We start from the raw sequence: 11,322 nt of genomic DNA, 5'->3' as shown, positions 1-11,322 counted from the left end.
TTCATGGGAGAATTTTAACATCATGACACTGTTTTATGTCGCTCAAAAAGGACGACTAAGACCCACCGCTCCTTGACCCCCACCTGCCTGCGGCGAGGTGGGGGAGTGCGTCGCTCTTTTTGTTCAATGTCCTGATTACTGTGCAACCCATGACCCTCGATTTCATTGCCATCCCTCCCCAAAACAATCAACCGCCTCAGCGTCTCCTCGTTGCTCTCCATGGTTGGGGTGCAAATTTGGAGGATTTAGTCGGGTTGGCCCCCGCTTTTAACCTGCCGGACTATCAATTTATTTTCCCCAATGCCCCCTTTCCCCATCCCCAAGTACCGGGGGGGCGGGCTTGGTATGCTTTGGAAAATGGTGATTTAGCCACTTGGCAATTAACGGGTTTAACGGGTTTGGATCAGTCGCGGCGGATGCTGTTAGATTGGTTGCCCAGTTTGGAAACTGAAACTGGGGTTCCTTTGAGTAAAACGGTGTTGCTGGGTTTTTCTCAAGGGGGGGCGATGACGTTGGATGTGGGGCTACAGTTACCTTTGGCGGGGTTGTGTAGTATTAGTGGCTATGGCCATGGGCCGTTGAGCGTTAAGGCTAACCCGCCGGTGTTGATGATCCATGGCCAGCAAGACCCCATTGTTCCCCTCGCAGCGGCTCAGGATTTAAAGCAGGAATTGACGGGGTTGGGCGTGGCGTTGGCTTATCATGAATTGCCGACGATGGGCCATGATATTCCGCCAGCGGCGTTGGCGATCGCCCAAACCTTCATCCAATCCCTTTAGCAACAAGAGGGCGAAAAAAGCGATCGCCCAAACCTTCATTCAATCCCTTTAGCAACAAGAGGGCGAAAATTTTTTCGCCCCTACTGGGTGAAGATCCAGATTACAGCGATCGCCACCAATGCCCCCGCTAATGCCGCCAGCGTTATTTTCCAAACACTGTAGGGATGCTCTCCCTGGACTTGACCCGTGAGGGCATTGACTAACACCTGATAACTCTTGTTTTGGTAACGATAGGAAGCCATCCACACCGGCAGGAGCAAATGTTTAAACGTCACCTGAGCATAATCTGTGGCAACGGAATGAATCCGCTGCTCATCGCCGCCAATATCCCGCCGGATATCCTCGCGAATTTGCTCCGCCATCACCCCTTGGGCTTGCTCAAAGCCCTGTTCTAACGTCACTTGCGCCCGCTGCGCTTCAAAGCCCGCTAGATAGGAAGAATCATAGGGTTTAACGGAGTCGGGAAAACCCCAGGGCTGAAGGGCATCGAGCCTACGCCGCTCCACCAACGTTGTACCGGGAATTAAGACATCATCAAAAAAGCGAGATACGTTCCCCTGAGCCGATCGCCAGCGGGTATGGCGGACTTGGCGGGTTTTTTGCACGGATTTACCTTCAGAATTGTTGTCGGTGTAGGTTTCGGTGGTGTAGTAGTAAGTGCCGTGTTCGCCCCGGTAGCGGCTGCGGGTTTGAGCATCGTAAGTCCAAAAAGGGAGATAGACCCCTTGGATTTTTTCCGGTTGGGCTAATTTTTTGAGGGCATTGGGAGCAAACCAGATTTTACTGAGCCATTTTTGAATCTGATTCTGGGCCTCGCGGCGGCCGACGGTAAAGGGAACTAGGCCTTCGGGGGCGAGGACGGGATCGGGGCTGTGGGCTTGGGCCACAATGGCGGCAGCACAAAAAGGGCATTGCCCAGCGGTTTGAGGCGGTTCAAACGTGATACTGGCACCGCAGTTATCACAATTGACGCTGAGGGCGGTCTGGGAGAGGGTGACGAGTTGGGTGGCTTGGGTTTGGAAATAGCGATCGTAGGCGCGTTCTTGCACCTTGCCTTGGGTAGCGGGGGGTGTAGTATCCTCCCAACCACAGTAGCCACATTGCAATTGAGCTACATCGGGGGCAAAGGCGAGGTCTGCACCGCATTGGGGGCAGGGAAACCGGCGAATGTCGTCAGCCATGGGATTAGCAAAGGAGGATCATCTTTGATTTTAATCGTGAACTTCACCCCAAGTCTTGCCTGCTCCGGGTTTTCCCCTAACCCCCACTAACGGGGGGAATTAATACCACTTCATCGCCGTGTTGGAGGCAGGTTTCAGGGGGAACGAATTGGAAGTTAACGCCAAAACGGGTGTGCGATCGCCACTGCTCTAACTGGGGATGGGCCGCCATCACCCGATCCAATACCGCCACCACGGGGGCATTGTGGGGCAAATCTACATCAATTTCTGAGGCTTGATAGGCTTCTTGGTAAATGGCAAAAAGCTTAACGTGAACCGTGATCATCGACATCTCTGCAATGGGACGATCTCGATCTTAGCCTTAAGGGGTTCTCCTACTGCCACTGCTGGGATTGTGTCGCTCACCCAGTTCGTCTAAGCCTTAGGGTACAATGGCGAATGATTGTGACTCTGTGGGCAAACAATGGACTGGATCAACCTAGGGTTAGGGGTCTTTTTGGCGTTGATGATTGTGCTGTTTATCTTCCGGATCGTTTTGACCTGGTATCCCCAGGTGGAACTGCAAAAATTCCCCTGGAGCCTGATCGCTATCCCCACAGAACCCTTCTTAGCTCCCACTCGCAAGCTGATCACCCCCCTCGGCGGGGTGGACATTACCCCGATTATTTGGGTGGGAATTATTGCCTTGGTGCGGGAGTTGCTGTTAGGGCAACAGGGTTTATTGCGGATGCTTTAGAATTTTTGAGATTGGTCAGGTTAAGCTTCCGGGGGCGTTAATCGCCAGCCGGGTTTGACGACTTGGCGAGCGCGGGCAATGACGAGGGCATCATCTCCTACATTCTCGGTGACGGTGGAGCCAGCGGCGATGGTTACGCCTTCCCCGAGGGTGAGGGGGGCAACGAGGACGGAATTGGAGCCGGTTTTGCTGCCGTTGCCGATGATCGTTTGATGTTTGTTCACGCCGTCATAGTTGGCGGTGATTGTGCCGGCCCCGATATTGACGCGATCGCCCACGGTGGCATCCCCTAAATAGGACAGGTGGGAAACATTGGTTTTTGTCCCCAGTTGCGTCTTTTTCAATTCGACAAAATTACCAATGCGACAGGCTTCGCCCACGGTGGCATGGCCGCGCAAATGGGCATAGGGGCCGATGCGCGTCTGGGCGGCAACGGTGCTATCACTAATCACTGAGTAAAGCACCGTGACGTTTTCTCCCAAGGTGCTATTTTCAATCAAGCTACCGGGGCCGATGTGGCAGCCGGTGGCAATGGTGGTGTTACCCCGCAGATGGGTTTGGGGTTCGATGATCACATCGGGGGCGAGGGTTACGGTGTCGTCGATGGTGATGCTGTCGGGGTTGATCAGCGTTACGCCGGAGCGCATCCAGTGATCTTTAATCCGGGTTTGGAGCAGGTCAGCGGCGATCGCCAATTGTCGCCGGTCATTAATGCCGGTAATTTCCGCCAAATCCCCCACATCTACCGCCATGACGCGATCGAGCATCCCAAAAACATCGGTGAGATAGTATTCCTGCTGATCATTGTCGTTGGAGAGTTGGGGCAACACCGCCGCCAGTTGGGGCCAGTTGAAGCAGTAAATCCCGGCGTTAATCCGCGTATTCTCCCGCTGTGCGGGGGTGCAGTCGCGATCCTCAATGATTTTCTCGACCCGATTGTCAAGATCACAAAACACCCGGCCATAACCCTTGGGATCCGCCAACTGGGCCGTTAACAGTGTGGCACTGTTATCATGGCGGCGATGGGTGGCTAAGAGATCGGCAATGGTTTCCGGCCGCAGTAGGGGAACATCGCCATTGAGGACGAGGAGATCATCGGCAAAATCCCCTAAGGGGGTTAATAATTGTTGGATCGCGTGACCCGTGCCTAACTGTTGGGCCTGCTCGACAAATTCGAGATCCCCATAGGGGGTAAGGGCGGCCCGGAGGCGATCGCCCTGATACCCCACAATCACCAACCGCCGCGTTGGACTCACCGTTTCACAACTTCCCAATACCCGCTCCACCAGGGTTTTACCCCCGATGCAATGGAGTACCTTGGGTAAATCCGACTTCATCCTTGTGCCGCGCCCCGCTGCCAAAATTGCTACCGCTACCATTGCTCAATCGTTAAAAAATGTGCAGATTCCACCTGTGATGTTGCCACAGGTTGCCCCCCAGTGCTACAACCCACCCCAAAACCGATCGCCGGGGCCCATTGTCCGCCCCTACGCCCTATGTCCCTCCTCCGCCTCTCCCAAGGCCATCTCAACACCTTTACAAAATGTCCCCGCCGTTATCAATATCAATATATTGATCAATTAAACGCGCCCATCAGCCCCCACCATCAAGCCCAGCTTGATCGCGGTAGCCGCCTCCACCAACTGATGCAGCAGCGAGAACTGGGTCTACCCCTAGAGACAATTCTCAATCCGGATGACCCCTTAAAGGCGATGTATGATGCCCTGTTAACCGCTGTACCGGATTTAACCGATGCCAGCATCAGCCGAGCGGCGGAGCAGAGCCGAACCCTGGTGTGGGATGGGGTGGCGTTAACGGTGGTCTATGACCTGTTAATGGTGAAGGGCGATCGCGCCTTTATTTTTGATTGGAAAACCTATCAAACCGCTCCCCCTCGCTCCATCCTCCAACAAAATTGGCAAACCCAACTCTATCCCTTTGTCCTCGCGGCAACCTCAAACTATGCCCCCGAACAGATTACGATGGCCTATTGGATCGTTGGGAACGACAACTCCGTTCAAGCCGAGATCTTTGACTATGACCAGCAATGGTATCAACAGACACAAGGGCATCTCCGGCAGTCCTTAATGGCCTTAGAAATGGCCCAAGCTGCCTATCAAGATCAGGGCATTCCCTTTCCTCAGGTTCATCAACAAAACGCCATCTGCCGCTCCTGCCCCTTTCAATCCCCCTGTCAACGTCAGGAAACCGTCACAATTTCCCCTCTCCATTGGCGGCAATTGCTGGTGAACCAAGCCGCGCCCCCAAGGGGATCACCCTAAGGGCCCTGTCTTTGAATGCCAATGTCACCCTCAGGTTCTGCCCCTACTGCCCTACATTATCCCCAACCCTTGTGGGCCAAATTGTAAGATTGAGTTTTGTGTCATGGAAAAAGTTTCACTTCCCATCACGGCTAAGTATCATAGAATCCAATCATAATCGCCCCATAATCCTGATCACTACCCTGGCCAAGGTTACTTCCAATGAACACTGTCACCAAAGATCTCACTATTGTCGTGTGTTTACAGTTTATCGGCGCATTGATCACTATTCCCCTCAGTGTTCTGCTTGTCATCCAAAAAGGGGCATTAGTGGTTTTGGGGGGTGGATTTCAAGCGAGCGAGCGCGTTGATGCCAGTTTTCCCTTGGTGGGCAATTTGTCCCTGACGCTCCTTTCGGCGTTGACCCTGCTTTTGGGCTTTTTAACCCTTTATTTCAGTATTAGCCTCGTACAGAACTATCAACCTCAACTTTTTCGGGGGACGGCGATCGCCCAAGGGATTCTCCTGGGAGCAGAGTTAGCGAAATTTGGGTTTGGCTCTCGGGGGAACTTGATCACGGTGTTTTGTGCCTTGGGCATTTTAATTTACCTGTATAAACCCCTCCTCAAGCAATGGCTGATGGGATTACGCCAAGGTCAGTGGAAATTGCCCCACCCCAATCCGCCCCAACCGATGGCCGTCACCCCCGATGCAGCGCTAACGGTGGAAACCCCTGGGGAAACCCGACCGGAGGAAAGCCGGGACTAGACCTTGATCGATCCTCATCCTGTCTCCACTGGCCATAAATTGATACAGTTCTTAACAAAGATACTCAGGAATCCAGAAACGGTTTAATCTGAAAACTGACTCAAACTTATAGACTGGAAATTTTGTAATTCCTTTGATTCATGGGGATTAACACCACTGCCCTATCCTGGAGTCTAGTGGTGGTTCGGGTTTGTTTTCAACGTTTCCCCCCTCTAGGGGTGGCGGCGGTGAATCGGCCAAACTCCCCTCAGGGATTACTGTGAATCAGATTAAAACCTCTGTGTGAAAACCGTGGATAGGAGAGAATTGAGCAGATTATGACAATTACGGCAAGTGGTGGCAGTTCCTTAGCCCGCCCGCAACTATATCAAACGGTTCCTACGTCGGCGATCGCGCAGGCTGAACAACAAGACCGTTTTCCCGATATCCGGGAGCTAGGGACACTCAAAGCATTTTTCGAGTCTGGGAATAAGCGAATGGCGATCGCCCAAACCATCTCCCAAAATTCTGAAATCATCGTATCCCGCGCCGCCAACCGGATTTTTACCGGCGGCTCTCCCATGTCTTTCCTCGAAAAGCCCGCCGTTGATGCAGCGGAAGCGGCCATGAGTACTGCCATCGGCGCAGGCCAAGGCATGAAAGAAGGCATGACCCTCGGCACCGTCACCTACGTTGAAAGTGGCGGCGGCAATGGGGTAGTGGACAGTATCAAAAACCTCTTTTTAAGCACCGGGAATAAAATTGAAACCCCCGCCGGGTTCCGCACGATTCCGATCAGCAAGTATGGCCCCCGCAATATGCAGAAATCCCTCCGGGATTTGTCTTGGATGTTGCGCTATGTCACCTATGCGATCGTGGCCGGTGATCCCAGCATTATCACTGTCAACGTCCGGGGTCTACGGGAAATCATCGAAAACGCCTGCTCCAGCGCGGCTACGTTGGTGGCAGTGCAGGAAATGAAAGTGGCGGCCCGCAAATATTTTAGCTCTGACGAGGAAGCCCTCGCTTTGGTGACGGAATATTTTGATGTGGCGATCGCCGAATTCAAAGCCCCCATTCCCTCGGATAAAGTCCGTCAACGGCAATCCCCCGATCAACAGGGTTTACAACTGCCCCAAAGCTACTTCAACGCAGCAGAGCGGCGGCAAAAGTTTGTGATGAAGCCGGGCCTTTCCTCCACGGAAAAAGAAGGGATCATCAAAGCCGCCTACCGCCAGGTCTTTGAGCGGGACATCATCCGCGCCTACAGCCAATCGATTTCTTACCTGGAATCCCAGGTCAAAAATGGCGACATCTCCATGAAGGAGTTTGTCCGTCGTTTGGCGAAATCCCCCCTTTATCGCAAGCAGTTTTTTGAGCCGTTCATCAACAGCCGCGCTTTAGAGTTGGCCTTCCGCCACATCCTCGGTCGTGGGCCGTCTTCTCGCGAAGAAGTGCAAAGCTATTTTGCGATCGTTTCCACGGGTGGTTTACCGGCGTTGGTGGATGCCTTGGTGGATTCCCAAGAATACGCCGATTACTTTGGGGAGGAAACTGTACCCTACCTGCGGGGCTTGGGTCAAGAGGCCCAGGAATGCCGCAACTGGGGGATGCAGCAAGATCTGTTTAACTACAGTGCGCCGTTCCGCAAAGTACCGCAATTTATCACCACCTTTGCGAAGTACAACCAACCCTTACCGGATCAGCACGTTTACGGTGCAGGCAACGATCCGTTAGAAATCCAGTTCGGTGCGATTTTCCCGAAAGAAACCCGCAATCCGAATACCAGCCCCTCGCCCTTTGGCAAGGATACCCGCCGGATCCTCATCCATCGCGGCCCCGCCACAGCCAACCAAACCGGCAACCCGAAAGCGCGGGGCGAATTCCCCGGCTCTTTGGGGGCGAAAGTGTTCCGCTTGGATCAGATTCCCGGTGGGGCCAAGGGCGTGAGCGTCAAGTTCTCCGAAAGCAGCACCCAAAAACTGATCACGGCGGCCTATCGCCAAGTGTTCGGTCGGGAACTCTATGCGGGTCAACGGTTGACGGTGGCAGAAATTCAACTGGAGAACGGTGATATTACGGTGCGGGAGTTTATCAAAATCCTCGCTAAATCCGATGTCTTCCGCAATCTCTACTGGTCTTCGATGTACGTCTGTAAGGCGATCGAATACATCCACCGTCGCCTTCTCGGTCGCCCCACCTACGGCCGGAAGGAAATCAACGCCTACTTTGATATTGCCGCTAAAAAAGGCTTCTATGCTGTAGTGGATGCGATCTTAGAAAGCAATGAGTATAACGAAGCCTTTGGGGAAGATACGATTCCCTATGAGCGCTATGTCACCCCCGCCGGGATGCAAATGCGCATGGCTCGCCCAGGGGCGCTCAAAGATGGCTTTGCAACGAAGGTGACGGTGGAAACCACGCCCCGCTTTATCGAGTTGGGTCAAGTTTCCGGCGTGCGCACAGAGCCGGATGTGGCTTTCCGGGTCAACCAAGGGGTGACGGTACAGCGGCAACAAACGAAGGTGTTCAAGCTTACCAATACCGCCGACAAAGTGGCGTTGAAAAATGCGATCGCCGCCACCTATCGCCAAATCTTCGAGCGGGATCTGGCCCCTTACACGATTCAAACCCAATTCAGCGCCCTGGAAAGCAAACTCGGCAATGGGGAAATCACCGTCAAGGAGTTTGTGGAAGGTCTGGGTTGCTCGGAACTCTATCTCAAAGAGTTCTACGCCCCCTATCCCAACACGAAGGTAATCGAAATGGGGACGAAGCACTTCCTCGGTCGTGCGCCCTTAAACCAAAAGGAAATCCAAACCTACAACCAAATCCTCGCCACCCAAGGGGTTCGCGCCTTCATCGGGGCAATGGTCAACAGTATGGAATACCTGCAACTCTTCGGTGAAGATACCGTCCCCTATCGTCGTTTCCCGACGCTCCCGGCGGCCAACTTCCCCAACACCGAGAAGTTGTACAACAAGCTCACGAAGCAAGACAGCGAAGTGGTTGTGCCGAGCTTTGAGCCGGTGGGGATTCGTTAGAGAAGGAGTGAGAAGATGTAGGGGCGAAAAAATAAAGATTCTCGCCCCTACGGCTCTCTCCTCAATCAAGCTTTAATCATCATGCCCCCTGTTTAGGGGGTTTTTTTTAGGGAAGAAGTGAGAAGTGAGAAGTGAGAAAACTCGATTCTCTCTCCTCGATCAAGGGTTTTTTCATGGCACGGCCCAGAGGCGCAACTGTTGATCGCTGTGGGCGGTGAGGAGGGCATGGCCTTGGGCGGCGAAAACCATCTGGGTAATGGGGCCACCGGCAGCGGTGAGGGTTTGGATGCAATCCCCTTGGTGGAGATCCCAGAATTGGATCTGATGGGGGCCTTGGCTGGTTTGCAGGACGGTGGCAAGGACGCGGCCATTGGGGGTGAAGGCGAGGGTGTTGATCCTGCCGATCGCAGGGGATCTCAACATTCCTAGGGGCTGACCCCTGACCACATCCCAGAGGCGAATGCCTTGGTTGGGGTGGGCGGTGGCGAGGGTTTGGCCGTCGGTCGCGAGGGCGAGGTGATGGGCGGGAATTGGGAGGGTGTAGGGGCGACCGTTGGGGGGAACGATACGCACCCGTTGGCCGGTGTGGGCGGTGGCGAGGGTTTGGCCGTCGGCACTGAGGGCGAGGGTGAGGAGGGAACCGTGACGGGTGGGGGGTAAGCGTTGGATGAGCTTGCCGGTGGCTAAATGCCAGCGATCTACTTGACCATTGCGATAGGCGATGATTGCACTAACGCAACTTGCCCCCACCATCCCCTCTGAAACTAAGGCGACGGTTTTTAAACCGCTGATCGGCGGCGTGGGTTGTTGTTCTCCCCCCTGCCACAGTTCCAGGGAAGGCTCCTGTTGCCCCAAGATCCGGATCAGGGTTTGGCCATCCCCACTGAGCAGACAGGGGGAAGGTTGGCCGGGGATGCGGTAGAGAATGCGCTGATTGGCTAAGGTTTGGATGAGCAGACCTTGGGGGGTATGGTGGGCGATCGCCTTTCCCGACGCACTCACCGCTAAATGCTCCCCCACCCGAATTTCACACAACTGGGCAAACAAACCATAGGGCAAAAGCGATCGCAGAATTTTTTGAACTTGAGGATGGGGCAGATCCCGCAACAGCCGATAGGCCCGACGCTGTACGAGGGGAGAAGCATCCAAAAGACCCCTCACCGCTTCAGCCAAATCCGGGGACAAATCCCGCAGATACAAAGGGGAATGAGCAATAGGCCATGGGCCAGATTCTTGAATACCCATCTCCCATTCCCTATTCCCCAACACCAACCCATCCAGCGGCGCAACCGCTAGCCGATTCCCCAGCACTAAATCCGCCATCCCTGGACTGGTTTGTAATTGCACACCCATGATCGTTTAATCCAATAACGCCAAAATATCCTTGGGGTTGAGCTTCTCCTTAAACCACACCACAGGCACAGGGATGGTTTGGGGATTGACCCCCGCTTTAGCCAAATTGAGCCGCTCAGAAATGGCCAGAATTAAGTTGCTCACATCCGCCTGTTGCACTTGGCGAAACTTTTTTTGCAAGTATTCCGGCCGCCAATACCCCACAATTTCCAAAATGAAATCCCGCCCATCCGGATGAACAAGGCGAAAGTCCGGGATCATCACACTGCCGGGGATGGGAATTAAATTGACTTCCCGCTCCAATTGCCAAGGGGTTTTTAACTTTTCCCAACGGGCCACAAAGGCGGCTTCAAGCATACTGTCGTAGGGCTTTCCCGGTGGGTAGTGGGTGATGAGATCACAATCTTGATCAAGGCTGAATTGTCCCTGACGGATTGCTTTACTGTAGGAATCCTTATGCTGTAATGTCGCTTTGAGGCTCCATTTTGTGACATGGAGCAGAGCGGGTAACATTTTCGCAAAGGCGAGGCCGTAGCGGGTGCTGGGTTTAAATAAGCTGGTGGGGCCATCGAGGCTAATGGTAAAACCATGATCGACATCCCCTTCGATGTAGGTCATCAGTTGAAAGAGTTTGAGATAGCGAAACAGCAATTTATATTGCCCGGGTACATTGCGATGGGCTTGAATGATCACTTCGCTGGCTTTGTAGAAAATGCCCTGAACTTGCGCCAAGTTGTAGCGGTGAATTAAATCGGCGGGATCGGGGGGATCAAATTGGGTGAGGATGCGGTTTTCGGGAAGATCAGCATAGAGGCCCTGTTGAATGGCTTCAGGGAAAATGGCCTGGCCCAGTTCTTCGCTTAATTGCTCTGCTAAGGTTGCCAAAGTTTGGGCGCGGCGGGCGGGGATGGGCGGGGCTTGGGACGCGAGGCGAAAGAGGCGATCGCGCAACTCCACCGGCTCCAAGGGGCTGATCATTTCAAACGTGCTGAAACTGTTGCGCAAAATATGGCCAAAACCCCGCTTGATACGGTAATCGGTGCTATCCCCTTCGAGGATTTGCAGATGTTCATCCAATGCGCCTTGGGTTTGGCCTTGGTAATCGCTGAAGGCGGCGATCGCCTCCTTCGCCATTCCTAAAATGCGCTCATCGAGGGGCAAGCGTTGGGGAATCACGGTTTCCCCGCGAAATCGATAGTGCAGCAACTCCGTTGGCAACAT

Annotated in this window: 10 protein-coding genes; 5 read left to right on the top strand and 5 right to left on the bottom strand. The window is 53.9% G+C overall.

Annotated features, from left to right (window positions below):
- The first annotated feature begins 149 nt into the window (after positions 1 to 149).
- Complete coding sequence (locus VB712_RS19855; RefSeq protein WP_323257982.1) at positions 150 to 779, top strand: alpha/beta hydrolase; 630 nt, start codon at positions 150 to 152, stop codon at positions 777 to 779.
- Between the two features lie 80 nt (positions 780 to 859).
- On the opposite strand, the gene VB712_RS19850 is transcribed toward VB712_RS19855, so the two are convergent.
- Together VB712_RS19850 and VB712_RS19845 are read right to left on the bottom strand one after the other, a co-directional pair.
- Positions 860 to 1,960, bottom strand: coding sequence for a hypothetical protein (locus VB712_RS19850; RefSeq protein ID WP_323257980.1), 1,101 nt, complete (start codon positions 1,958 to 1,960; stop codon positions 860 to 862).
- 76 nt (positions 1,961 to 2,036) lie between these two features.
- Complete coding sequence (locus VB712_RS19845; protein WP_416236414.1) at positions 2,037 to 2,291, bottom strand: MoaD/ThiS family protein; 255 nt, start codon at positions 2,289 to 2,291, stop codon at positions 2,037 to 2,039.
- Positions 2,292 to 2,423: 132 nt separating this feature from the next.
- Here VB712_RS19845 and VB712_RS19840 point away from each other — a divergent pair, with 132 nt between their 5' ends.
- Positions 2,424 to 2,696 carry a YggT family protein gene (locus tag VB712_RS19840; RefSeq protein WP_323257976.1) on the top strand — a complete coding sequence of 91 codons (273 nt, stop codon included), beginning with the start codon at positions 2,424 to 2,426 and terminating at the stop codon, positions 2,694 to 2,696.
- Between the two features lie 20 nt (positions 2,697 to 2,716).
- Here VB712_RS19840 and glmU read toward each other — a convergent pair whose 3' ends face one another.
- The gene (gene glmU, locus VB712_RS19835; RefSeq protein WP_323257974.1) at positions 2,717 to 4,075 is read right to left on the bottom strand and encodes a bifunctional UDP-N-acetylglucosamine diphosphorylase/glucosamine-1-phosphate N-acetyltransferase GlmU; all 1,359 of its coding nucleotides are present in this window, start codon (positions 4,073 to 4,075) and stop codon (positions 2,717 to 2,719) included.
- Between the two features lie 117 nt (positions 4,076 to 4,192).
- Between glmU and VB712_RS19830 the strand changes: the two genes are divergently transcribed.
- The 3 genes from VB712_RS19830 to VB712_RS19820 all read left to right on the top strand — a co-directional run bounded on the left by VB712_RS19830 (position 4,193) and on the right by VB712_RS19820 (position 8,748).
- Positions 4,193 to 4,978, top strand: a complete 786-nt coding sequence (locus VB712_RS19830) for a PD-(D/E)XK nuclease family protein (RefSeq protein ID WP_323257972.1) — start codon at positions 4,193 to 4,195, stop codon at positions 4,976 to 4,978.
- A gap of 201 nt (positions 4,979 to 5,179) precedes the next feature.
- Positions 5,180 to 5,725, top strand: coding sequence for a hypothetical protein (locus tag VB712_RS19825; RefSeq protein WP_323257970.1), 546 nt, complete (start codon positions 5,180 to 5,182; stop codon positions 5,723 to 5,725).
- 317 nt (positions 5,726 to 6,042) lie between these two features.
- Positions 6,043 to 8,748, top strand: coding sequence for a phycobilisome rod-core linker polypeptide (locus VB712_RS19820; protein ID WP_323257968.1), 2,706 nt, complete (start codon positions 6,043 to 6,045; stop codon positions 8,746 to 8,748).
- Between the two features lie 171 nt (positions 8,749 to 8,919).
- Here the strand turns inward: VB712_RS19820 and VB712_RS19815 are convergent, their stop codons facing one another.
- Positions 8,920 to 10,101, bottom strand: coding sequence for a hypothetical protein (locus VB712_RS19815; protein ID WP_323257966.1), 1,182 nt, complete (start codon positions 10,099 to 10,101; stop codon positions 8,920 to 8,922).
- A 6-nt stretch (positions 10,102 to 10,107) separates the two neighbouring features.
- Positions 10,108 to 11,322 (bottom strand): DUF790 family protein, encoded by a 1,215-nt coding sequence (locus tag VB712_RS19810; protein ID WP_323257964.1) that lies wholly within the window; start codon positions 11,320 to 11,322, stop codon positions 10,108 to 10,110.

The organism is Spirulina sp. CCNP1310, assembly GCF_034932185.1.
In the GTDB taxonomy this organism is placed as follows: domain Bacteria; phylum Cyanobacteriota; class Cyanobacteriia; order Cyanobacteriales; family Spirulinaceae; genus Spirulina.
The sequence above is the reverse complement of the archived record's forward strand: the minus strand, read 5'-3'. Positions and strand labels throughout refer to the sequence as shown.